This is a genomic window from Janthinobacterium sp. JF4, assembly GCF_059617925.1.
The window spans coordinates 67692-89456 of record NZ_JCAQAV010000013.1; the positions used below are offsets into that span (position 1 = coordinate 67692).

The following is a 21765-nucleotide window of genomic DNA, read 5'->3' on the forward strand; positions in this document are numbered from 1 at the left end:
GTTAGTGGCTGCCTTCGCTGACCTGGTTGATCGTGTATTTCGGGATTTCGACGACGAGGTCGGCATCGGCCACGATGGACTGGCACGACAGGCGCGACACGGCTTCCAGGCCCCAGGCCTTGTCCAGCATGTCTTCTTCCAGTTCCGTCGCTTCGTTCAGGGATTCGATGCCTTCGCGCACCAGCACGTGGCACGTGGTGCAGGCGCACGATTTTTCGCAGGCGTGCTCGATGTCGATGTCGTTTTCCAGCAGGATGTCACAGATGGACTTGCCGGCAGGGGCTTCGATGACGGCGCCGTCCGGGCAAAGCTTGGCGTGCGGCAGAATGACGATTTGGGGCATATTACCTCTACAATTTCAATGATTTGGGGCGCTGCCGCAGCAATGGCACACGGCGCGCATGTCAACACTATTACAGCACCTGACAAAACCGTAGCGAGCGGCAGTGATTTGTGGCCGAGAAGCGCAACCGTACTCTAGTACGGTGAGCATCGCCGGCCGCAAAGCGCGACGCGCAGTAGGTTTGGTCAGGTGTCCTCACACGACCTGGTCCAGGGACTTGCCCGTCAAGGCCGTGCGCACGCTGCGGTCCATGCGGCGCGAGGCGAAATCCTCGGTGCCGTCGGCGAGCAGCTCGATCGCCAGCTTCAGGGCCTGGTGGTCGATGGCGCCGCTTTGCGATTGCGCAATCGCCTCGCGCACCTTGTGCATCAAGCCATCCACGGTGACGCGCTCGGCGTCATCGAGCAAGCCGCCGTCTTCATCGAGGGCCGACTGCGTGGCCAGCAGGATGCGTTCCGCTTCCACCTGCTCTTCGCGCAGCGCGCGCGCCACCATGTCGACGTCGGCCGAGGTGTAGGAATCCTGCAGCATGCGGGCAATGTCGTCGTCGCCCAGGCCGTAGGCCGGCTTGACGCTGATCGACGCTTCCACGCCCGAGCGCAGCTCGCGCGCCGACACCGACAGCAAGCCGTCCGCATCGACCTGATACGTGATGCGGATGCGCGCGGCGCCCGCCACCATCGGCGGAATGCCGCGCAGCTCGAAGCGCGCCAGCGAACGGCAGTCGCTCACCAGTTCGCGCTCGCCCTGCAGCACGTGCACGGCCAGCGCCGTCTGGCCATCTTTAAATGTCGTGAATTCCTGCGCACGGGCGCACGGGATCGTCGAGTTGCGCGGGATGATTTTTTCCACCAGGCCGCCCATGGTCTCGATGCCCAGCGACAGCGGGATCACGTCCAGCAGCAGCCAGTCGTCGCCGGCGGCGCGGTTGCCAGCCAGCAAGTTCGCCTGGATGGCCGCGCCCAGCGCCACGACTTTATCCGGGTCGATGTTCGCGTGCGGCGTCGTGTGGAAGAATTCGCTCACGGCGCGCTGCACGTGCGGCATGCGCGTGGCGCCGCCCACCATCACCACGCCGTCGACGTCGTCCGCATCCACGTTCGCGTCGCGCAGGGCTTTCTTGATGGCGTTCATGGTCTTGCCCACCAGGTGCTGCGTCATGGCGGCAAATTCCGTTGCCGTGATGCGCAGGTGGATTTCTTCGCCCGAGTTCAGGGCCGCGTCGATCATCGTTTCCGACTTGGTCGACAGCGTTTCCTTGATCTCGCGCGCTTTCACCATCAGGATGGCCGTGTCTTCGTCCGACAGGGGCGCCAGCTTGGCGTGTTCGCTGATCCAGCAGAACAGGCGGCGGTCGAAATCGTCGCCACCGAGGGCCGAGTCGCCGCCCGTGGACAGCACTTCAAACACGCCCTTGCTCAGCTTCAGGATCGAGATGTCGAAGGTGCCGCCACCGAGGTCATACACGGCGTACACGCCTTCGGAGGCGTTGTCGAGGCCATACGCGATGGCGGCGGCCGTCGGCTCGCTCAACAGGCGCAGCACGTTGATACCGGCCAGCTGCGCCGCATCTTTGGTCGCCTGGCGCTGCGCGTCGTCAAAGTAGGCGGGCACGGTGATCACGGCGCCCACCAGGTCGTCGCCGAGCGAATCTTCCGCGCGCTGGCGCAGGGTGGCAAGGATTTGCGCCGACACTTCGACCGGGCTTTTCACGCCGGCGACGGTTTTCAGCTGCACCATGCCTGGCGTGTCCTGGAAGTCGTACGGCAGGTTTTCAGCGTAGGCGATGTCGGCCAGGCCACGGCCCATGAAGCGCTTCACGGACACAATGGTATTTTTCGGGTCGGTGGTTTGCGCGGACAGGGCCTTGTAGCCGATGTTCGCGTGGCCGTTCGGCAGGTAGCGCACGACGGAGGGCAGCAGGGAACGCCCGTCTTCGTCGTTGAGCACCTCGGGGATGCTGTTACGCACGGTGGCGACCAGGGAATTGGTGGTGCCCAGATCGATGCCGACGGCCAGGCGGTGCTGGTGCGGCGCGGTCGACATGCCTGGTTCGGAAATTTGCAGAAGTGCCATTGTATTCGTGCCTCGATTAATTTTTTGCGTGATGCAGCTGATGCCTGGTGCGCATTATAAGACGGTGGCCGGACCGGCGCTTGGCACGCCGGTCAAGCGATTGGCCAGTCAAGCCTCGATGGCCTCATAGGCAAAACGCACTTCCTCGCCGAATTTGTCGAGGAACATCAGGGCGCGCACGCTTTGCGCCGCATTCACATAGTCGGCGGCGTCCAGCTGGGCCGCCACCTGGGCCAGCAGCGCCTTGCGTTCGCCGCGCAGCTGGCGGTCCAGGGCGTCGAGCGCATCGGCATCCTTGCCGGCACGGGCGTCGCCCAGCTCCTCGCGCCATTCCATCTGCTGCATCAGGAAGCTGACGGGCATGGCCGTGTTCGACTCCGTCTGCAGGTCGACGCCATGGAGTTCGCACAGGTATTGCGCGCGTTTTTGCGGGCTTTTCAGGGTTTGATAGGCTTCATTGGCGCGCGTGGCCCATTGCATCGCCACGCGCTTTTCAGCACTGCTGGCGTTGATGAAGCGGTCCGGATGGACCTTGCCCTGCACGTCGCGGTAGGCCGCGTCGAGCGCGCTCATGTCGAGCCCGAACTGCGCCGGCAACTGGAATAATTCGAAGTGGTTTTGCATAATGGTCAGTGGTCGCTGTACCGCAATCGATGGGTACAGCGCACCGACCGGGGTCTTGCCAGCTGTTTAAATCCTGAAGGACTCGCCGCAGCCGCAGGCGTCTTTTTCGTTCGGATTGTGGAACTTGAAGCCTTCGTTCAAGCCTTCGCGCGCGAAATCGAGTTCCGTGCCGTCGATGTAAGGCAGGCTTTTCGGGTCGACGAAGACCTTCACGCCGTGCGACTCAAAGACGCTGTCTTCGGCCGCCACTTCATCGACATATTCAAGCTTGTAGGCCAGGCCCGAGCAGCCCGTGGTGCGCACGCCAAAGCGCAGGCCCATGCCCTTGCCGCGCCGTTCGATATAGCGGTTGATGTGTTTCGCCGCTTTTTCGGTCAGTGTGATCATGTATTTCTCCGCTCCTGTTCCCACATGGGAACAGGTATCAAAATCCAACAAATTCTAGAGTGCCTGAAAAACGTTCAGGGCAAGGCGCATTGCCGAAGGCAGTACGACTAGTACGACAAGGCAATGCAACGCAGCCATGGGCGTTTTCTCAGGCGCTCTACGCTGCCGGATGGCGGGTCTGGTAGTCCAGCACTGCCGCCTTGATGGCGTCTTCCGCCAGGATCGAGCAGTGGATCTTCACTGGCGGCAGGGCCAGTTCTTCGGCGATCTGCGTGTTCTTGATGGCCAGCGCCTGGTCCAGGGTCTTGCCCTTGACCCACTCCGTTACCAGCGAGCTCGACGCGATGGCCGAACCGCAGCCATACGTCTTGAATTTCGCGTCTTCGATCAGGCCATCGGCGCCGACCTTGATCTGCAGTTTCATCACGTCGCCGCAGGCAGGCGCGCCTACCATGCCGGTGCCGATGGTTTCATCACCCTTGTCGAAAGCGCCCACGTTGCGCGGGTTTTCGTAGTGATCGAGTACTTTGTCCGAGTAAGCCATTTTGATGCTCCTTTAATATTCTTGCCGGCCCCGTGAGCGGAGCCTTCGTGATGGTTAGTGTGCCGCCCATTGGATCGAATTGATGTCGATCCCTTCCTTGAACATGTCCCACAGGGGCGACAGCTCACGCAATTTGTGTACTTTCGATTTCAGCAGGTTCACGGCGAAGTCGATGTCTTCCTCGGTCGAGAAACGGCCGATGGTGAAGCGGATCGAGCTGTGCGCCAGTTCGTCGCTGCGGCCCAGGGCGCGCAGCACGTACGATGGCTCCAGGCTGGCCGAGGTGCAGGCCGAACCGGACGACACGGCGATATCCTTGATCGCCATGATCAGCGACTCGCCTTCGACGTAGTTGAAGCTGACGTTCAGGTTGTGCGGCACGCGGTGGTCCATGTCGCCGTTGATGTAGACTTCTTCGATCTCTTGCAAGCCCTTCGCCAGGCGGTCGCGCAAGGCCTTGATGCGGCCGATTTCGCTGTCCATTTCTTCCTTGGCGATGCGGAAGCTTTCGCCCATGCCGACGATCTGGTGCGTCGGCAGGGTGCCCGAGCGCAGGCCGCGCTCATGGCCGCCGCCGTGCATCTGCGCTTCCAGGCGCACGCGCGGCTTGCGGCAGACGTACAGGGCGCCCACGCCTTTCGGGCCGTAGGTTTTATGTGCCGTGAAGGTCATCAGGTCGACCTTGGTCTTTTGCAGGTCGATGACGACCTTGCCCGTCGCTTGCGCCGCGTCGCAATGGAAGATGATGCCTTTCGAGCGGCAGAACACGCCGATTTCGTCGATCGGCTGGATCACGCCGATTTCGTTGTTCACCAGCATCACCGACACGAGGATGGTGTCCGGGCGCACGGCCGCGGCCAGCTGCTCGACGGTGATCAGGCCGTTGTCCTGCGGCTCCAGATAGGTCGCTTCGAAGCCGACGCGTTCCAGTTCGCGCACCGTGTCGAGCACGGATTTGTGCTCGGTCTTGACGGTGATGATGTGCTTGCCCTTGGTCTTGTAGAACTGTGCCGCGCCCTTGATGGCCAGATTGTTGCTTTCCGTCGCGCCGGAAGTCCAGATGATTTCGCGCGGATCGGCGTTCACCAGGGCCGCCACGTAGCCGCGTGCCTCTTCCACGGCTTTTTCCGCCGTCCAGCCATACATGTGGCTGCGCGATGCCGGATTGCCGAACTGCTCGCGCAGGTAGGGAATCATCTTGTCGGCGACGCGTGGATCGATCGGCGTGGTGGCCGAGTAATCCATGTAGATCGGGAAATGCGGTGCGGTTTCAAAGTGCACTTGGCCTACGTTTTTTTCAGGGGCGTTCATCAATAACTCCAATGCAATCAGCAACTTAGTATTTTGTAATATTCAACCGAGGGCGGCGTGGTTACGGTGCATCACCATCACGCTTTGTTCGGCAATCTTTTGTCTCTGCTGGTCGACCAGGTCCTGCAAGGACACGGAATCCAGGTAATCGACCATTTTTTCGTTGAGCGTGGACCACAATTCATGCGTCATGCAGCGCGCGCCCGTGGCCGCGTCGGCGCCGTGGCAATGTTCCTTGCCGCCGCACTGCGTGGCGTCCAGCGGCTCGTCGACGGCGATGATGATGTCGGCCACCGTCACTTTGTCTGCACGGCGCGCCAGGCTGTAGCCGCCGCCGGGGCCGCGAATCGATTCGACGATCTCATGGCGGCGCAACTTGCCGAACAGCTGTTCCAGGTAGGACAGGGAAATCGACTGGCGCTGGCTGATGCCGGACAAGGTGACCGGACCTTTGCCCTGGCGCAGGGCAAGATCGATCATCGCAGTCACGGCAAAACGGCCTTTTGTAGTCAGACGCATACATCCTCGGTTCAACTAGTTTAAAATATTGCGGTATTTCAACTCCTCAAACCCTGAGTAGTTGAATGATTTAGTCAAGTATAACAAATTCGGCGGGGTTTGTCAGAGCGCCCCTCGATGACCACAGGGCTGGCAGGGGCATGGCCGGCCGCGCCAGGCGCGGCGGCTTCAGGAAAACAACAGTACTCGTCAAGCGCGCAGAGCGGTCCGCACTTTCATTAACTCAAACCCCAGCAGGTTCAAGCCGTCCCAGGTGGCGGGATCGCCGATGCGCGGATTGTCGGACGCCAGGCCCACGCCCCAGATGCGGTCGACGGGGCTGGCTTCGACGATGACGCGCTCGCCCGTGCCCAGTAAAAACTTGCGCAGCGCGGCCTTTTGCGAGAACTTGGCGAAATTGCCATCGAAGACGATGCCGGCGCGCGCCGCTTCCCATACCCTGGCGTCGAAGTTCGCCACCTCGCGCCCCAGCTTTTTCACTTCCGACGGCCGCCCGGCCGCCACAATGCGCGCCTGGACGCCCGTGTCGCCAAACAGGGCCGCCTTTTGCGCCATCATGTAGTGCTCGGCAGTGGCGTACGTCACGCCGGCCAGGCTGAACGGTGACGGGAACCACTGGCTGAAGCAGCTTTTGTCGGGCACTTGCGGCTGCGCCGGCGTGTGGCCCCAGAAATACAGATAGTCGGGCACGCCGCCCGCCGCGATCCACGCCTTCAATTCTTCCACGTTACTGATTTGCATATTCCCCGCACTTCCGCCAGACAGGCGATGATTCAAGCTCAAGCACGCAATAGTTGCATCGGGCCAAACAAGGCCTGCATGTCACGATTGCCGATAAAGGACAGATTATACGGATGTTCCGCCGTCACCTGCGGCAAGGATGCCGCCACCGGCAGGCGTTTGATGAGCTCGGCAATCTTGCCCCACAGTACCAGTTGCGGCGAAGCCGCCCCGCCCTGCTGCGCCAGCGCTTCCAGCACCACTTGCAGGAAAGGCAGCCAGCCGCGCGCATCCTGCACGGGCGGCACGTGGGAACGGAACACCAGCGCCGCGTTGAGCAGCAAGAAGCCCTGCTCCGTCATCTTGCGCTGCAAGTCGGGCAGGGTCTGGATCACGCCGCTATTGGCTTGCTGCGCGGCGGCCGCCACGGGCGCCATGGCCAAGCCGGACGTGTCGCCGCCCTGCAGCTGGCCATCGGCCACCAGCAGCATCTTCATGAAGTTGCGCAGGGACGTGGCGCGATTCACGGGCTTCGACAGCCCCGTGGCCGACCATAAACTGCCGACAGCGCCATCCATGAAGCACACGCCCGTGGCGCTGTCGGCGCGCGGATACGGCCCCTCTCCCACCAGCACGTAGCGCACCTGCGCCAGCGGCAAGGCAAAGGCGGCAAACAGCCGGCCTTGCGTGGGCAGATAGTCGTCAACGGCCAGCGCCGGCAGGTAGGCGGGATCGGCCGCCATCACGGCCTGCAAGCCACGCAGCAGGATGGGGTGCCAGGAAGCATGCGCCAGGGACAGGGCATCGGTGATGCCGGCAGGAACAGTTGTTGCGGTCATGGGGCGTGAAATATTTGGGCAAACGCAAATTGTAGCGCACCGGCAAGCTGGACTTGACTGCCCCAAATCAAGCATGCATAAAAAATCCCCGGTCTGTTGCCAGGCCGGGGATTTTTGTCTTGCGCCACATCCAGACTATTCGGCGTCAGGCTGCTGCGACGGATGCGCGGCGATAAACGCTGGCAAGCCGGCGCAATGCGCGTGGATGCGCGCCACGCGCGGATACGGCGCCAGGTCGATGGCGAAGCGCTGCGCATTGAACACCTGCGGCACCAGGCAGCAATCGGCCATGGTCGGGCTGTCGCCATGGCAGAACAGGCCCGTGCCGGCAGGGTCGCCCTGCGCCAGCAGCGCTTCCACGGCGGCCAGTCCCTCGGCCATCCAGTGGCGGTACCACTCCTGCTTGGCCTCGTCCGACAGTCCCAGGGTGGCTTTCAGGTATTTCAGGACGCGCAGATTCGTCAGCGGATGGGCATCGCAGGCGATGGCCAGCGCCAGGGCGCGCACGCGGGCGCGTCCCAGCGCATCGGCTGGCAGCAGCGGCACGCCAGGGCGCGTCTCGTCGAGGTATTCGAGCATCGCCAGCGACTGCGTCAGGATGGCGCCGTCGTCGTCGAGCGCCGGCACCAGCGCCGACGGATTGACGGCGCGGTAGACCGGCAGCAGCTGCTGGCCGCCATCCTGCAGCAGATGCACGGGGATGCTGTCGTAGGCGATGCCCTTCAGGTGGAGGGCAATGCGCACGCGGTAGGCGGCCGAACTGCGAAAGTAGGTGTACAGCTTCACGGGCGGCCTCCTCAGGCGCGCGTGGCGCCGGCGTACAGGGCCACGGTCTGCTCGATGCTGCCGAAGATGCTGGCGCCCGCCGCGTCGCGCATCTCGATGCGCACCGTATCGCCGAACTTCAGGTAGGCCGTCTTTGGCGCGCCGTGCTCGATGGTTTCATACATGCGCACTTCGGCCAGGCAGCAGTAGCCGACGCCACCGTTCCCGATGCTGGAACCGAACAGGTTGCCCTGCTTGTTCGACACGGTGCCGGAGCCGACGATACTGCCGGCGCCCAGTTCGCGCGTCCTGGCCGCATGGGCCACCAGCTGCGCAAAGTTGAAGGTCATGTCTTCGCCCGCATTCGGTTTGCCGAACGGCTTGTCGTTCAGGTCTACCAGCAGCGGCAAGTGCAGCTTGCTGTCCGCCCAGTCGGCACCCAGCTCATCGGGCGTGACGGCGACGGGCGAAAACGCACTGGCCGCCTTCGACTGGAAGAAGCCGAAACCCTTGGCCAGTTCGCCCGGGATCAGGTTGCGCAGCGAGACATCGTTGACCAGCATGACCAGGCGAATCGCTTTCGCCGCGTCGTCCACGCTGGCGCCCATGGCGACGTCGCCCGTGATCACGGCCACTTCCGCCTCCAGGTCGATGCCCCACTCTTCGGACAGGGCGAAGATCGGGTCGCGCGGGCCGATGAAACTGTCGGAGCCGCCCTGGTACATCAGCGGGTCCGTGTAGAACGAGGCCGGCACTTCCGCGTTGCGCGCCTTGCGCACCAGTTCCACGTGGTTGATGTAGGCGGAACCGTCTGCCCACTGGTAGGCGCGCGGCAGCGGCGAGTGGCACAGTGCCGCGTCAAACGGCTGCGCGTCCGGCGCCTGGCCCGCGTTCAGGTCGGCGTAGGCAAGTTCGAGCTTGGGCGCCACGGCGTCCCAGTTGTCGAGCGCGGCCTGCAGGGTGGGCGCGATGGCTGCCACGCGCTGATACTGGCGCAGGTCGCGGCTGACGAGGATCAGGGCGCCGTCGCGGCTGCCGTTTTTCAGGGTTGCGAGTTTCATGGAATGTGTTCCTTGTTTGGCGTAGTGTTCAGATGGTGTCGATCTTTGGCGCTCACGCTTCGGCCGGCGCGTGCATCCAGGCGGCGTGCTTGGGCGCGCGGCGCGTCTGCGACCATTCTTCCAGCATTTCCCATTTGACGGCGTCCAGTTTGGCCATCATTTCGGGCGTGCCCACGTTGGCCGCCAGTTCCAGGCGGTGGCCGTTGGGGTCAAAGAAATAGATCGACTGGAAGATGGCGTGATTCACGGGACCGAGCACCTCGATGCCGCCGGCCACCAGGCGCTCCTTGGCGGCCAGCAGCTCTTCCATGCTGCCCACCTCCAGCGCCAGGTGCTGCACCCAGGCCGGTGTATTGCGGTCGCGGTCCATCGGCGGCTGCGTCGGCAGCTCGAAGAAGGCCAGCACATTGCCCTGGCCCGCGTCGAGGAAGACGTGCATGTACGGGTCCGGCGCCTTGGTCGACGGCACCAGGTCTTCCGCGATGGCGAGGACAAAATGCATGTTCAAATGCTTGACGTACCACTCGACGGTTTTCTTCGCGTCGATGCAGCGGTAGGCGACGTGGTGGATTTGCTTGATTTTCATGCGGTCTGTCTCCGATGGATGGCGCCCTGGGCGCAATGGCTGGCCTGTTTTTCAGCTTTTCACCATTAGAATCGAGTTCCAGCTATCATACAAACAATTTTTAACCATTGATTTATCGGATTATCTTATGAGTCCAAGCTTGCGGCAGATGCGCGCCTTCGTGGCGCTGGCCAAGACCGGCAGCTTCACCCTGGCCGCCGAATACCTGCACGTGACGCAATCGGCCTTGAGCGGCTTGATCAAGGAACTGGAAAGCGTGCTGGGGGTGCGCGTGGTCGAGCGCAGCACGCGCAAGACACAGCTGTCGGAAATCGGCCGCGAACTGTACCCGCTGTTCGAAAAGATGATCGAAGACCTCGATGGCGCCATGGCCGGCATCGCCCAGCGCAAGGCACTGAAAACAGGCATGGTGCGCATCGCCGCGCCGCAGATGATGGCATGCACCCTGTTGCCGGAAGTGATCGCCGCCTACCGCCAGGCGCACCCGGACGTACAGCTGCGCCTGGTCGACTGCCCCGTGGAAAACGTGTCGGCGCGCGTCTTCAGCGGCGAAGTCGATTTCGGCATCGGCCCCGAACGCGATCCGACGGCGGAAATCGCCGCGCAAGTGCTGTTCGAAATGCCCTTCGTGCTGGTCTTCCCCGAGCAGCACCCGCTGCAGCAGAAAGAGCGCGTCACCTGGGCCGACGTAGGCGACTACCCGTTCATTTCGCTGCAGGGCCAGTTCACGGAACGCCTGCTGCGCGACATGCACGGCGCGTTTCGCGAGCTGTCGCTCAACCCCTATAACGAAGTCACGTTCATGACGACGGCGCTGGCCATGGTCAGCGCCAACCTGGGCATCACCGTCTGCCTGCCGTACGCGGAACCGATGGTCAAACTATATCGATTGCACATGCGCGCCCTGCACGAGCCGGAACTGACGCGGCGCTTTTTCGTCTACACGAAGACGGGCCGCTCGCTGTCGCCGGCCGCCGAAAGCTTCATGGCCTTCCTGTTCCAGTTCGTCGAGACGCACGAGTGGAACGTCGGTGCGGGCGGCGGTGCGGCGCGCGATGCCCTGCCGGCCAGCGGCGCGGCAGGCAGCGTTTTATAATGGCGCATCGCCCCTCCGCAAACACTGCAAACATGCCATGACCCAGCCTGTCCAGAACGACCTGTCCGCCATCGACGCCGCCACCATCGCCATCAACCAGCGCATGAACCGATTCGACGGCCATGCACAGGTCTGGCTGTTCGGCTATGGCTCGCTGATCTACAAGGCCGATTTCCCCTACATCGAGCGCCGCCCGACCAGCATCGCCGGCTGGACGCGGCGCTTCTGGCAAGGTTCGCACGACCACCGGGGCACGCCGATGGCGCCGGGCCGGGTCGCCACCATCGTGCCGCAGGCAGGCGCCGTGTGCGACGGCATGGCCTATTTGATCACGCCCGAAGTCTTCGCCCACCTCGACCACCGCGAAAAGAACGGCTACCTGCGCCTGGCCACCGACATCACCTTCGACGATGGCAGCAAGGCCGAAGGCCTGGTGTACATCGCCAACGAGGAAAACGCCGCCTTCCTCGGTGCCGCCCCGGAACTCGATATCGCGCGCCAGATCGCCCGTTCACACGGCCCCAGCGGCCCGAACAGCGAATACCTGCTGCACCTGGCCAGCGCCCTGCGTGAGCTGGGCAAGAGCGATCCGCATGTCTTCGCCATCGAGCAACATCTGGACCAGCTCCAGATACACAGCCAGGACAGCGCCCCAGCGCACCCCTGCGACATCAGCGCTGACGCTGGTTTAACCTAAAACAGATCCAGCTGCCCCGCATTGCCATTTTTCACTTTTGCGCCCAGCGGCGGCACCACCAGCGGCCGGTGGAACTGCGTGCAGTCGAGCTGTTTGAAGCGGCCACCCTTGCCATGCAAGCCCAGCCGGTGCACGGCCTTGTCAAAGCGCTGGCGGATGAGGTCAGCCCACACGCCTTCGCCCCGCATGCGCGCGCCGAACGCGCTGTCGTAATCCTTGCCGCCACGCATTTCGCGTACCCGGTTCATCACGCGCTGGGCCCGTTCCGGGAAATGCGCTTCCAGCCATTGCTGGAACAGGGGACTCACTTCCCACGGCAGGCGCAGCACGACGTAATGGGCGTGAATGGCGCCCGCGTCACGCACGGCTTCGAGCAGCTGCTCGATTTCCGGTTCCGTCACGAACGGGATGATGGGCGCGATGCTCACGCCGACGGGGATGCCCGCCTCGGTCAGTGTGCGAATGGTGCGCAGGCGCCGCGCCGGGGCCGCCGCGCGCGGTTCCAGGGTGCGCGCGATGGCTGGGTCGAGCGTGGTGACAGTCACGGCCACGGCCGCCAGGCGCCTGGCAGCCATCGGCGCCAACATGTCGATATCGCGCTCGATCAGCGACGATTTCGTGATCAGCGCCACCGGGTGGGCGCACTCGTGCAGCACTTCCAGCACGCGCCGCGTCAGCTGCCGTTCGCGTTCGCATGGCTGATACGCATCGGTATTGACGCCCAGGGCGATCGGTTCGGCCACATACGACGGCCTGGCCAGTTCGCGCCGCAACAGCTCAGGGGCATTCACCTTGGCGTAGATGCGGCTTTCGAAGTCCAGCCCAGGCGACAGGCCCAGGTAGCTGTGCGTGGGGCGGGCAAAGCAATAGATGCAGCCATGTTCGCAGCCCCGGTACGGATTCAGCGATACATTGAACGGCAAATCGGGCGAAGCGTTGCGCGTGAGGATGGTGCGCGCCTGCTCGTCGCTGACCTGCGTCTTCCAGCCCGGCGCGCCCTCTTCCCCGGCCGTTTCATCCAGGCCGCCCACGCTCCAGCCATCATCGAAACCGGTGCGCGCGTGCGCCTCGTAGCGCCCTTGCAGGTTCGACACGGCCCCGCGCCCCTTCTGGGCCTTCAGCGATTGCGGCGGCAACATGGCTTGCCCGGCGAAGCTGTCATCGTGCTCTGGAATGATTGCTTTCATGAACGGCCCCATTAACTGTATATACGTACAGTATACTATGCCGCTGTGCGGACAAGATCAAGGGCTGGCGTGATGCCGTTTCACGCTTTTCCACCATGCGGCATGACATAACTCAACTGCTGCGCGACAAAGCCGTCAAATGCGGCGATCAGGGGAACGAAGCGGGACGCGTCCTGCTCCAACTGCATCAGGGCATAGCACGTCGCTTCCAGGGTCGACAACTGGTCTGGCGCGTGCGCCTTGCGGATCAGGTAATGGGAAGCGGGCGTGTCGCGCAGGGGCAGGCGCGGCAGCTGCTGCAACGGGGGATTCAGATACAGCATCTTGCGGCTCTTGCGCCAGGTGGCGTCCAGCACCACCAGCCGCAATCGGCTCAAATATCGGGACGGATCGAGCAAGATGGCGGGGTCGAGCGCTGGCGGCGGCGCGATGCCCAGCGAACGGTCGCCGGGCGTATCCGGGTACAGCAGCACGTTGTGCTTGTCGGCCAGCAACTCGGCGAGCGTATCCGGGGCAAACTGCTCGCCCGTCAGCATGCGGCTGTTTGGCAGGCTCAGGTGCAGCAAACGGGCGCTGCCCTTGGCGTTGTGGACTTCCAGCGGATGTTGCAGGATCAGCACGTCCACCGCGTGGGCAACGGGGGCGATCCAGCGGCAGATGCAGCTGGATACGGCGCGCAGGCAGGCTGGGCAGTGAGCGCGTTTGGCCGGCTCAGCCAGGCTGGACGGTGCAGCGGCAGGACTGGAGGTAGGGTGGGATATATGGCGGGTGGTCATGGCGGAGCGCGTTCGCGGCTGTCTTCAAGCCGCGATTGTAGCGCCCGCGCCATGCCACGGGGCATCAGCCCTTAAAACTCTTCCCATTCATCGGCACCGGATGCCACCGGCGTCTTCGGCGTGCGTGCGCGCACCGCTTCCGTTTGCGCTGCCTTGCCCGGCGCGGGTGCAGTCACGGCTGGTGCCGGCGCGCGGTGTTTGGCAGGCTGGATGGCGGGCCGCGTGGCAGCTCGCATGGCAGCTTTTCCTGCTGCAGACGCCGTCACGGACGGACCAGCACTGGCGGAAACATGGTGCTGCGTTGCATCAAGCTTGAACAGGCCCACCACGTCGGCCAGCTTGGCCGCCTGTTCCTGCATGGATTCCGCCGCCGCGGCCGCCTCTTCCACCAGCGCCGCATTCTGCTGCGTCACCTGGTCCATCTGGCCGATGGCCTGGTTGACTTGCTCGATGCCGGCGCGCTGTTCATCGCTGGCGTCCGTGATCTGGTTCATGATCTGCGTCACATGGCTGATGCTTTGCACGATTTCGTCCATGGTACGGCCCGCCTTGTCCACCAGTTGCGAACCGGCCTCGACCTTTTGCACGGAGTCGTCGATCAAGCCCTTGATTTCCTTGGCCGCCGCGCTGGAACGCTGTGCCAGGTTGCGCACTTCGGAGGCCACGACGGCAAAACCACGGCCCTGCTCGCCGGCCCGGGCCGCTTCCACTGCCGCGTTCAGAGCCAGGATATTCGTCTGGAAGGCGATGGCGTCGATGACGCTGATGATGTCGACAATCTTGCGCGAGGAATCGTTGATCGAGCCCATGGTGCTGACCACTTCCGACACCACCACGCCGCCCTTGCTGGCGATCTGCGAGGCGTCGATGGCCAGCTGGTTCGCGCTGCGCGCATTGTCGGCGTTCAGTTTCACGGTGGAGGTCAGCTCTTCCATGGAAGACGCCGTCTCTTCCAGCGAACTGGCCTGCTCTTCGGTGCGCGACGACAAGTCCAGGTTGCCGGCGGCAATCTCGCTCGACGCCGTGCCGATGGATTCGGTGCCGGCGCGCACCTGGCCGACGATACTGACCAGTTTATCGTTCATGTTTTTCAGCGCATGCATCAGCTGCCCCGTCTCATCGCGGCTTTCCACGACGATATGGCTGGTCAGGTCGCCAGCGGAAACGGCTTCCGCCACCTCGACGGCACGCGTGATGGGACGCGTGATCGAGCGCGTGATCCAGTACGCGCAGGCGATGCCCAGCAGGATGGCGGCCACGCCCAGCGAGATCAGCAGCCAACGGCCGTTTTCATAGCGCGCGCGGATTTGCGCCGCCGTTTCATCGAGCAATCTGGCTTCCAGCAATTCCAGTCTCTTCAGCGCCGCCAGATAGATGTCGCGCTTGACGGCCATATCGCCGTCGTACAGGCGCTTGCCCAGTTCCAGATCGCCCGCATTCTTGGCCTTGAACACATTCTTGCGCACGTCCGTGTAGGCCTTGCGCGTGCTCAGCACGTCCTGGTACAGCGCCTGCTCTTCGGCGCTCAGCTGGCTCTTGCCAATAGCGTCCTGAATTTCCGTGGCGCGCGACGACGAGACCGCCATTTCCTTTTCAAACTGCTTCTGGTGTTCGGGATCGCTGACTTTCCAGGCGGCCGCCGTGCGCGCCGCGTTGACCTCGATGACCTTGGTCCATTCACCGATCAGGCGCTCGTTGCGTACCTTGACGTTGACGAGCGCATCGGTTTCCTTGCTGGCGTTTTGCATCTGCACGATGCCCACCACGGTCAGGCTGGTCAACAGGGCCAGAACGGCGGCAAAACCGCCACCGAGACGTACGCCGATTTTGAGGTTTTTCATTGCGTGATCCCTATCTGAAAAAAACAATGCACAGACGCCACGAAACCGACTTGCCGCTACGTACAACATAGCAGGCATCTGCCGTGCGGCAATCACGAGCGGCGACGCAACGCTAGCCCCGTCACCAGAATGGCAGCACGCCACGGCGCACCACTTTGGAGCAGATTGTGAGTGAATCAGAGTGGCATTGCAAGAAATAACATGCAGAAAAGCAACAATTTGAAGGCGCTATGCCGCCACGAACGGGCGGCGGGCAAGCAAGGTCAGTTTTGCTTCACATAAATCAATTTTGACGTATCGAAACCCAGGCCAGCGGCTTTCTCGACCAGGCGCTGCTGCAAGGCAGGATCCATGGTGGGCGTGCGCGACAACAACCAGAAGTAAGACTTGTCGGGGCCGCTGATCATGGAGTAGCTGTAGTCTTGCTGGTCCAAATCAAACACGATGTAGGAACCATAGAAGGGGCCGAAAAACGACACTTTCAGGTAGCCCACGTCTTTCTTGTCGACGAAATATGCCTTGCCCTCGGCTTCCTTCCACTTCGCGTCCGCATCCTTGTAGCCGCGGTTGAGTACTTTCAGGCCGCCATCCTGGCGCAGGCTGTAGTCGGCCGTCACATGGCTCAGGCCCCGTTCGAACGAGTGGTCCAGACGCGCGATCTCATACCATTTCCCCAGATAGCGGGTCGTGTCGAAGTTGCTCACTGGCACAATATTCTCAGGCCGGCCCATGCAGCCGGCCAGCACGAGCACACACAGGAACAGCAGTTTTTTCATATTTTTCTCCAAACGGTGGAATCAGGGTTGCAGCGCGCGGTCGACAATGCGGCGGATCGCGCCATCGTTCTGCATGCGCACGATAGCGGCATTGAATTGTTCGATAAAATCATCGCGATAAGGGTAGGCGGCCGGCCGGCGCGCCGTAAAGCCCAGGTGGCCCTGCTGGCTGGCCAGCTGCGCGGTTTCCTGTATCGCCTGGAGCGCCTGCATCGGCGTGCCCGGCGACCCTGCGCGCCGGATGCGCTGCAATTCCCACTGCGCCGACAGGCGGTCGCTGACATAGCAATCGATGCGCCCGCGCATCAGCTTGAGCAGATTCGTGCGCGTGCCCTTGGCCGGGGCGAGCACGATTTTTTCGGCGCGCAAGGACGCCGTCAGCGCCGCATCGCCCAGCAGAAAACCCGCGTTCACGCCGATGTGCAGGCCGCCGTAATCCACGGGCCACTGCCGCAGCGTGCGTTTGGCCAGCACGTCCTGGTTGCACAGCACCACCAGCTGCTCCATCAGCAGCGGCACGGAATAGCGCACGTACGGCCGCTCGCTGCGCCACGAATACGGCGGATACAGGGCAAACGCCTCGCCCGTCTGCAGCATCAGCACGCCCCGTTTCCAGGGTACGGGGCGCAGCTGCACCGCATACTGCGGCATCGATTGCGCCGCCTCGCGCACGATCTCCGTGTAGATGCCTTTCAGCTGGCCGTTTTCCACGTACGAGTACGGCGGATAATCATCGTCGCCATAAATCACCAGCGGCAGCGCAGCCCCGGCCCGAGCGCCAGCAGCGATGAACAGGCATAGCGCGGCAGGCAACATGAGCATTTTGAGCATGCCCAAAGATTAGCATGGAAGCGCCAGCAGCGATCACCCGTTCGCGCTGTTCGTGCCCAGCATTTCATCGAGCTGCGCCAGGGTGCCCGAATCCTTCACGACGGCGCGCAGCCACAGGTGCAGCGGCAGCTCGCCCCAGCTGGCGGCCTTGTCGGCCAGGTAGGCGACGGGGCTGTGCGGCTCGGTGCGGCGGAAGAAATCGGCGACCTGGCGCAGCTGGGCCAGCGCCTGCTGGCGCTGCACGATGGCGCCCCCGCTGCCGCCGGCGACCTGGCCAGCAGCGGGCGGCACGCCGGCAAAATCCGCGCCCGGTGACAGCGGCGCGATAAAGTGAATGACGTTTTCCAGCGCTTCGCGCGCGGCGCGAAAACTCGGGCCGTCGGCGCCGAAACGCGCATCGACGCTGCGCTCGAACGCCAGCAGCGACTGCATGCAGTATTGCGCATCGGCCAGCAAGCCATCGGAAAATGCGCGCGTGTTCCTTTGCCGCGCCGCCTCCATCTGCGCCAGGGTCGGACCTTCGTCGTGGCGCGCATCGCCCCAGCCCTGATCGGCCGCGCCCTGCGCCAGGCTGGCGGCCGCGCGCTGGCGCGCCACATCGAAATCCTGCACTGAAAACAGGCCGTCGGCGCCTTCGGTCAGCGGAATCTCGCGCAGCAGCTGCGGCGTGCGCGACAACAGCCAGAAGACATTGCCGATGCGCTGTTCCTGGTCGCCCTCTTCCGCCGGCGGGTACAGGCCCTCCCAGTAACGCTCGCACAGGCCGGCCAGCAGCGCGTAGCCATCGCCCAGGCCACGGAAGTGGCGCGTCTTCGCATGCGCCTCGGCCAGCCACACGGCCAGGCGCAAATCCTTGCTGCGCGCTGCGATCAGCTGTTCGCAGCGCGTCGCCACGAAAGGCCAGTCGGCTTCCTTCAGCGCCGTTACCCACTCGCCCTGGTCCAGACTGGGATCGTCGTGCTGGCGCGCGCGCGCGATGGCGTCGAGCTCCTGGCTGAAGGTGATGTCTTCGCCGCATGGGCTGACGGCGCTGACGGGGTGCAGCAACTGTTCCAGATTGAACATGGCGTTCTCCGCAGGGTGACGTTACTTGATGGTGTATTTGAACTGCCCCTGCTTGCCGGCGCTGACGCGTATCGACGCCACCGGCTCGCCTTCGGCCATGCGCGCCAGCACCGCTTCGGCGAGCGCCGGCAGCAAGCTGCCGTTGAGGATCTGGTCGACATTGCGCGCGCCCGAATCGACCTCGGTGCAGCGCGCCAGCACGGCGTCGACCAGGCCCGCGTCATGGCTGAACTGCGCCTGGTGGTTGCGCGCGATGCGCTGCCCGATGCGCGCCAGCTTCAGCACGATGATCTCGGCCAGCACCGCGTCGTTCAGGGGATAGAAGGGCAGCACCTTCAGGCGTCCCAGCAGGGCCGGCTTGAAATGCGCCACCAGTTGCGGGCGCACCAGTTCTTCCAGCGCGCCCGGCGTGGGCAAGTCTTGCGCCGCCCGGTTCAGGCAGGCGGCCATCATGGCGCCGGAACCCAGGTTCGAGGTGGCGATGATGATGGTGTTGCGAAAATCGACTTCGCGCCCTTCCGCATCATCGAGCACGCCCTTGTCGAAGACCTGGAAGAACAATTCCAGCACATCGGGATGGGCCTTTTCCGCTTCATCGAGCAGCACCACGCTGTAGGGCTGGCGCCGCACGGCTTCCGTCAGCACGCCGCCCTCGCCATAGCCGACATAGCCGGGCGGCGAGCCTTTCAGGCCGGCCACGCTGTGCGCCTCCTGATACTCGCTCATGTTGATGGTAATGAGCTTGCGCTCGCCGCCATACAGCAGCTCGGCCAGCGCCAGCGCCGTTTCCGTCTTGCCCGTGCCGGACGGCCCCGTGAACAGAAACACGGCTTGCGGCTTGTTCGGGTCGTCCAGGCTGGCGCGCGCCGTGCGCACGCGCTGCGCCACCGCCTCGATGATGTGGTCCTGCCCCAGCACCCGTTCGCGCAGCGCCCCATCCAGGGTCAGCACCGTGCGAATTTCATCCTTGAGCATTTTCCCCAGCGGGATGCCGGTCCATGCGGCGACGATGCCGGCCACCACCTGGGCATCGACTTCCAGCGGCGATAGCGGCGCTTCTCCCTGCAGCGCCGCCAGTTCTTCCTTCAGCGCCAGCAGACGCGCCGCGCCGATCTCGCCCGGCCGCTCGCCGCGCAGCTGCGCGCGCAAATCGCCGATCTGCGTCACCAACGCCTTTTCGCGCTCCCAGCGCTGCGCCAGCGCCGCGATCATCGCCTGCCCTTCGTCATGCTCGCGCCGCAGCTGCGCCAGGCGCGCGGTGCCGGCCTTGTTGGGCACTTCGCCATCGGCCGCCTCGCGCATCAGGGCGGCGATTTCCGCGCCGATGCGTTCCTGGCGCCGATGCGCGTTTTCCAGCTGCGCCGGCGTGGCGCGCTGGCCCAGCGCCACCTTGGCGCACGCCGTATCGAGCACGCTGATGGCCTTGTCGGGCAGCTGGCGTCCGCTGATGTAGCGGTGCGACAGGCGCACCGCCTCGACGATGGCGGCATCGCGCACGCGGATGCCGAAATGGCGCTCCATCAGCGGCGCCATGGCGCGCAGCATGGCGCAGGCGATGTCTTCGCTGGGCTCTTCCACCTTCACCACCTGGAAGCGTCGCGCCAGCGCCGCATCCTTTTCAAAATATTTCTTGTACTCGCTCCAGGTGGTGGCGGCGATGGTGCGCAGGGCGCCGCGCGCCAGCGCCGGTTTCAGCAAGTTGGCCGCATCGTTCTGCCCCGCCTGGCCGCCGGCGCCGATCATCGTGTGCGCCTCGTCGATGAAGAGGATGATGGGGTGCGGGCTTTTCGCCACATCGTCGATGACATTTTTCAGCCGACTTTCGAATTCTCCCTTCACGCTGGCGCCAGCCTGCAGCAAGCCCATGTCGAGCGCGTGGATGTGCGCGCCCTGCAGCACCTCGGGCACGTCGCCGGCAGCGATGCGCAAGGCCAGCCCTTCCACCACGGCCGTCTTGCCCACGCCCGCCTCGCCCGTGAGAATCGGATTGTTCTGGCGCCGGCGCAGCAGGATATCGACGGCCTGGCGTATCTCTCCCTCGCGGCCGATCACGGGATCGAGCTTGCCGTCGCGCGCCAGTTGCGTCAGGTCGGTGGTGAACTGGTCCAGCGCCGGGGTCTTGCTGGCCAGGACAGTTACCGGATCAACGGTCGTTTCGGAAAGCCGCGGCACTGCCGCGCTTTCCTCCTCGCCAGAGCCGGCCGTCAGCTTGTCCGCATGGTGTTTCAGCTGCTCCACGCTGAAGCGGGCGAACAGCTTCGAGCCGCGGTACGCGAGCTGCGACAGTTCCGGCTCCGTCAGCAGCGCCAGTAACAGGTGGCGGCTGCGGATGGGGCCTGGCTGCGCCGTGTCCAGCGAAGCGATCAGCCAGGCGTGTTCGAACAGCAGCGGCAAATGGGGAGAGAAGACGGGCGTGCGCGCACTGCCCGTCCTGAAGCCGCCGATCTCGCGGCGCAGGTCCGCTTCCAGCGCCGTCAGACTGATCTCGCTGCAGCGCGCGATGGTGACGAAATCGCTGCACTCCTGCTCCAGCAAGGCCAGAAACAGATGTTCGATATCGACTTCATACTGGCCCAGGCCCACGCAGATGGCGGCGGCGCGGGTGGCGGCCGTACGCGCCGTGTCATTCAGTTTGGCGATCAGGGTTTTCAAATGATTGCTCATGCGGCGGCTCCCTTGCGGTTGATCGAATAGCGCAACGACGACGGCTGCAGCACGGCGTCGAAATTGACCGTCTCGCCGCCGGACCTCACGGCCAGAGTGCCGCTGATGACAAAGCCGACCCGATTGATGGCGCCCGCTTCGCGCTCCAGGCGGGCACGCACATTGCGCAGGCGCGGTTCATGGCGTTCGATGGCGGCCTTCAGCGCGGCACAGATGCGGGCGCGGTCATCGCTGCTGGACAAGCACATGCCGGCGAAATCGATCAGGCCATAGTTGACGATGGATGCCGCGCATTCCGGAAAGGCGTCGAGCGCGCCGGGCGGCAGGGCCACGCGCGTATTGAGCAGCTCTTCCAGGTCGCGCGCCACCGCATCCTTCAATTGATCGAGCGACAGGCGCGCCGCCACACCGCCCGCCGCACCGCCGTCGTCCATCAGGCGGTCGAACAGGCCAGGTACATAACCGTCCATGCGCTCTCCTGAAAAGTCGGCGCGGCGCGGGGCGAAAGTCGCCGCCGCGCGCCGCGCACGATGGGTCAAGCCACGCGGTTCGCGGCCAGATCCCAGCCGCCCGAGGTATTGCCGCCGGCGCCGCCCGTCACTTTTTGCTGCGTGTATTTCCACTTCACTTTCGAGAACTTGAAGCCGACGTGTTCACCGAGGATGTCGCCTTCTTCCACGTTCGGCGTCACGGCGCCGATCAAGACGTTCTCGATTTCGATTTCAAAGTACTTGACGCGCTCGCCCTGGCCGTCGGCGCGCATGAATTCGAAGCGCGCCTTGGGGATGGTCTTGCCGGCCGAGCAGGTCTGCAGCAGCACCGGCGAGGCCAGGTCGGCCAGCTTGGAGATGACGATGTCCTTGTGCTCGCAGCGTTCGGCCGTGTGGCCGCCGCCCGTCGAAGCGGTGGCGGACTTCGGCTGCTCGACGCTCCAGCTGACCGATTTGCACTCGATCCAGTCCTTGTGCTTGTCATCGGTGGACTCGCCCTTGATGCCGTCTATCTGCAGATATACATCGATTGCCATGGTGTGCTCCTGTGGTTGAAAGATGGGTGA

Annotated in this window: 23 protein-coding genes; 2 read left to right on the plus strand and 21 right to left on the minus strand. The window is 63.9% G+C overall.

Annotation, left to right across the window (positions count from 1 at the left end; translation table 11 throughout):
* Window position 1: 1 nt before the first annotated feature.
* The 12 genes from fdx to AC54AF_RS12790 all read right to left on the minus strand — a co-directional run bounded on the left by fdx (window position 2) and on the right by AC54AF_RS12790 (window position 9775).
* Entirely contained in the window at window positions 2-343 is a 342-nt protein-coding gene (fdx, locus tag AC54AF_RS12735; protein WP_035820570.1) for an ISC system 2Fe-2S type ferredoxin, read from the minus strand.
* A 195-nt stretch (window positions 344-538) separates the two neighbouring features.
* Window positions 539-2419 (minus strand): Fe-S protein assembly chaperone HscA, encoded by a 1881-nt coding sequence (hscA, locus tag AC54AF_RS12740; protein WP_496636831.1) that lies wholly within the window; start codon window positions 2417-2419, stop codon window positions 539-541.
* A 108-nt stretch (window positions 2420-2527) separates the two neighbouring features.
* The gene (hscB, locus tag AC54AF_RS12745) at window positions 2528-3043 is read right to left on the minus strand and encodes a Fe-S protein assembly co-chaperone HscB (RefSeq protein ID WP_100873814.1); all 516 of its coding nucleotides are present in this window, start codon (window positions 3041-3043) and stop codon (window positions 2528-2530) included.
* A 66-nt stretch (window positions 3044-3109) separates the two neighbouring features.
* Window positions 3110-3430, minus strand: coding sequence for an iron-sulfur cluster assembly protein IscA (gene iscA / locus AC54AF_RS12750; protein ID WP_010399774.1), 321 nt, complete (start codon window positions 3428-3430; stop codon window positions 3110-3112).
* A 157-nt stretch (window positions 3431-3587) separates the two neighbouring features.
* A complete protein-coding gene (gene iscU / locus AC54AF_RS12755; RefSeq protein WP_034750082.1) occupies window positions 3588-3974 on the minus strand; it encodes a Fe-S cluster assembly scaffold IscU in 387 nt (128 codons plus the stop codon).
* Window positions 3975-4028: 54 nt separating this feature from the next.
* Entirely contained in the window at window positions 4029-5285 is a 1257-nt protein-coding gene (locus AC54AF_RS12760; RefSeq protein WP_131687199.1) for an IscS subfamily cysteine desulfurase, read from the minus strand.
* A gap of 42 nt (window positions 5286-5327) precedes the next feature.
* Complete coding sequence (gene iscR, locus AC54AF_RS12765) at window positions 5328-5804, minus strand: Fe-S cluster assembly transcriptional regulator IscR (protein WP_034779566.1); 477 nt, start codon at window positions 5802-5804, stop codon at window positions 5328-5330.
* A gap of 189 nt (window positions 5805-5993) precedes the next feature.
* Window positions 5994-6545, minus strand: a complete 552-nt coding sequence (ybiA, locus tag AC54AF_RS12770; protein ID WP_496636832.1) for a riboflavin biosynthesis intermediates N-glycosidase — start codon at window positions 6543-6545, stop codon at window positions 5994-5996.
* A gap of 38 nt (window positions 6546-6583) precedes the next feature.
* Window positions 6584-7363: a uracil-DNA glycosylase family protein gene (locus AC54AF_RS12775; protein WP_496636833.1), complete on the minus strand. Its 780-nt coding sequence runs from the start codon at window positions 7361-7363 to the stop codon at window positions 6584-6586.
* A 135-nt stretch (window positions 7364-7498) separates the two neighbouring features.
* Complete coding sequence (gene maiA, locus AC54AF_RS12780) at window positions 7499-8149, minus strand: maleylacetoacetate isomerase (RefSeq protein WP_496636834.1); 651 nt, start codon at window positions 8147-8149, stop codon at window positions 7499-7501.
* An 11-nt stretch (window positions 8150-8160) separates the two neighbouring features.
* Window positions 8161-9189 (minus strand): fumarylacetoacetate hydrolase family protein, encoded by a 1029-nt coding sequence (locus tag AC54AF_RS12785; RefSeq protein ID WP_496636835.1) that lies wholly within the window; start codon window positions 9187-9189, stop codon window positions 8161-8163.
* 52 nt (window positions 9190-9241) lie between these two features.
* Window positions 9242-9775 (minus strand): VOC family protein, encoded by a 534-nt coding sequence (locus tag AC54AF_RS12790; RefSeq protein WP_496636836.1) that lies wholly within the window; start codon window positions 9773-9775, stop codon window positions 9242-9244.
* A gap of 127 nt (window positions 9776-9902) precedes the next feature.
* On the opposite strand from AC54AF_RS12790, the gene AC54AF_RS12795 reads away from it, so the two are divergent.
* A complete protein-coding gene (locus tag AC54AF_RS12795; RefSeq protein WP_131687193.1) occupies window positions 9903-10871 on the plus strand; it encodes a LysR substrate-binding domain-containing protein in 969 nt (322 codons plus the stop codon).
* A 70-nt stretch (window positions 10872-10941) separates the two neighbouring features.
* Entirely contained in the window at window positions 10942-11568 is a 627-nt protein-coding gene (locus tag AC54AF_RS12800; protein ID WP_496636867.1) for a gamma-glutamylcyclotransferase, read from the plus strand.
* Here the strand turns inward: AC54AF_RS12800 and AC54AF_RS12805 are convergent.
* The 9 genes from AC54AF_RS12805 to AC54AF_RS12845 all read right to left on the minus strand — a co-directional run bounded on the left by AC54AF_RS12805 (window position 11565) and on the right by AC54AF_RS12845 (window position 21735).
* Window positions 11565-12755, minus strand: a complete 1191-nt coding sequence (locus AC54AF_RS12805) for a PA0069 family radical SAM protein (RefSeq protein WP_496636837.1) — start codon at window positions 12753-12755, stop codon at window positions 11565-11567. The two genes, AC54AF_RS12800 and AC54AF_RS12805, sit on opposite strands and share 4 nt — an antisense overlap.
* Window positions 12756-12835: 80 nt before the next feature.
* Entirely contained in the window at window positions 12836-13531 is a 696-nt protein-coding gene (locus AC54AF_RS12810) for a tRNA-uridine aminocarboxypropyltransferase (protein WP_496636838.1), read from the minus strand.
* 71 nt (window positions 13532-13602) lie between these two features.
* On the minus strand, window positions 13603-15372 hold the full coding sequence (locus tag AC54AF_RS12815; RefSeq protein WP_496636839.1) for a methyl-accepting chemotaxis protein: 1770 nt from the start codon (window positions 15370-15372) through the stop codon (window positions 13603-13605).
* 263 nt (window positions 15373-15635) lie between these two features.
* Window positions 15636-16148, minus strand: a complete 513-nt coding sequence (locus AC54AF_RS12820) for a lipocalin family protein (protein ID WP_496636840.1) — start codon at window positions 16146-16148, stop codon at window positions 15636-15638.
* 21 nt (window positions 16149-16169) lie between these two features.
* Window positions 16170-16979, minus strand: coding sequence for a substrate-binding periplasmic protein (locus AC54AF_RS12825; RefSeq protein WP_496636841.1), 810 nt, complete (start codon window positions 16977-16979; stop codon window positions 16170-16172).
* A 33-nt stretch (window positions 16980-17012) separates the two neighbouring features.
* Entirely contained in the window at window positions 17013-18044 is a 1032-nt protein-coding gene (gene tssA, locus AC54AF_RS12830) for a type VI secretion system protein TssA (RefSeq protein WP_496636842.1), read from the minus strand.
* A 21-nt stretch (window positions 18045-18065) separates the two neighbouring features.
* Window positions 18066-20708, minus strand: a complete 2643-nt coding sequence (gene tssH, locus AC54AF_RS12835) for a type VI secretion system ATPase TssH (protein WP_496636843.1) — start codon at window positions 20706-20708, stop codon at window positions 18066-18068.
* Complete coding sequence (tssE, locus tag AC54AF_RS12840; RefSeq protein WP_131687186.1) at window positions 20705-21178, minus strand: type VI secretion system baseplate subunit TssE; 474 nt, start codon at window positions 21176-21178, stop codon at window positions 20705-20707. Before tssE ends, tssH begins: the two co-directional genes overlap by 4 nt.
* A gap of 65 nt (window positions 21179-21243) precedes the next feature.
* Window positions 21244-21735, minus strand: coding sequence for an Hcp family type VI secretion system effector (locus AC54AF_RS12845; RefSeq protein ID WP_034750126.1), 492 nt, complete (start codon window positions 21733-21735; stop codon window positions 21244-21246).
* Between the last annotated feature and the right edge of the window lie 30 nt (window positions 21736-21765).

What these genes read in the sequence shown, in the direction of transcription:
- iscU (WP_034750082.1), bottom strand. Translation starts at nt 3,974, where the DNA reads ATGGCTTACTCGGACAAAGTACTCGATCACTACGAAAACCCGCGCAAC.
- AC54AF_RS12790 (WP_496636836.1), bottom strand. Translation starts at nt 9,775, where the DNA reads ATGAAAATCAAGCAAATCCACCACGTCGCCTACCGCTGCATCGACGCG.
- AC54AF_RS12820 (WP_496636840.1), bottom strand. Translation starts at nt 16,148, where the DNA reads ATGAAAAAACTGCTGTTCCTGTGTGTGCTCGTGCTGGCCGGCTGCATG.
- AC54AF_RS12805 (WP_496636837.1), bottom strand. Translation starts at nt 12,755, where the DNA reads ATGAAAGCAATCATTCCAGAGCACGATGACAGCTTCGCCGGGCAAGCC.
- ybiA (WP_496636832.1), bottom strand. Translation starts at nt 6,545, where the DNA reads ATGCAAATCAGTAACGTGGAAGAATTGAAGGCGTGGATCGCGGCGGGC.
- iscR (WP_034779566.1), bottom strand. Translation starts at nt 5,804, where the DNA reads ATGCGTCTGACTACAAAAGGCCGTTTTGCCGTGACTGCGATGATCGAT.
- AC54AF_RS12785 (WP_496636835.1), bottom strand. Translation starts at nt 9,189, where the DNA reads ATGAAACTCGCAACCCTGAAAAACGGCAGCCGCGACGGCGCCCTGATC.
- tssE (WP_131687186.1), bottom strand. Translation starts at nt 21,178, where the DNA reads ATGGACGGTTATGTACCTGGCCTGTTCGACCGCCTGATGGACGACGGC.
- AC54AF_RS12845 (WP_034750126.1), bottom strand. Translation starts at nt 21,735, where the DNA reads ATGGCAATCGATGTATATCTGCAGATAGACGGCATCAAGGGCGAGTCC.
- AC54AF_RS12775 (WP_496636833.1), bottom strand. Translation starts at nt 7,363, where the DNA reads ATGACCGCAACAACTGTTCCTGCCGGCATCACCGATGCCCTGTCCCTG.
- AC54AF_RS12825 (WP_496636841.1), bottom strand. Translation starts at nt 16,979, where the DNA reads ATGCTCAAAATGCTCATGTTGCCTGCCGCGCTATGCCTGTTCATCGCT.
- hscA (WP_496636831.1), bottom strand. Translation starts at nt 2,419, where the DNA reads ATGGCACTTCTGCAAATTTCCGAACCAGGCATGTCGACCGCGCCGCAC.
- AC54AF_RS12810 (WP_496636838.1), bottom strand. Translation starts at nt 13,531, where the DNA reads ATGACCACCCGCCATATATCCCACCCTACCTCCAGTCCTGCCGCTGCA.
- tssA (WP_496636842.1), bottom strand. Translation starts at nt 18,044, where the DNA reads ATGTTCAATCTGGAACAGTTGCTGCACCCCGTCAGCGCCGTCAGCCCA.
- AC54AF_RS12815 (WP_496636839.1), bottom strand. Translation starts at nt 15,372, where the DNA reads ATGAAAAACCTCAAAATCGGCGTACGTCTCGGTGGCGGTTTTGCCGCC.
- tssH (WP_496636843.1), bottom strand. Translation starts at nt 20,708, where the DNA reads ATGAGCAATCATTTGAAAACCCTGATCGCCAAACTGAATGACACGGCG.
- AC54AF_RS12760 (WP_131687199.1), bottom strand. Translation starts at nt 5,285, where the DNA reads ATGAACGCCCCTGAAAAAAACGTAGGCCAAGTGCACTTTGAAACCGCA.
- hscB (WP_100873814.1), bottom strand. Translation starts at nt 3,043, where the DNA reads ATGCAAAACCACTTCGAATTATTCCAGTTGCCGGCGCAGTTCGGGCTC.
- fdx (WP_035820570.1), bottom strand. Translation starts at nt 343, where the DNA reads ATGCCCCAAATCGTCATTCTGCCGCACGCCAAGCTTTGCCCGGACGGC.
- AC54AF_RS12795 (WP_131687193.1), top strand. Translation starts at nt 9,903, where the DNA reads ATGAGTCCAAGCTTGCGGCAGATGCGCGCCTTCGTGGCGCTGGCCAAG.
- iscA (WP_010399774.1), bottom strand. Translation starts at nt 3,430, where the DNA reads ATGATCACACTGACCGAAAAAGCGGCGAAACACATCAACCGCTATATC.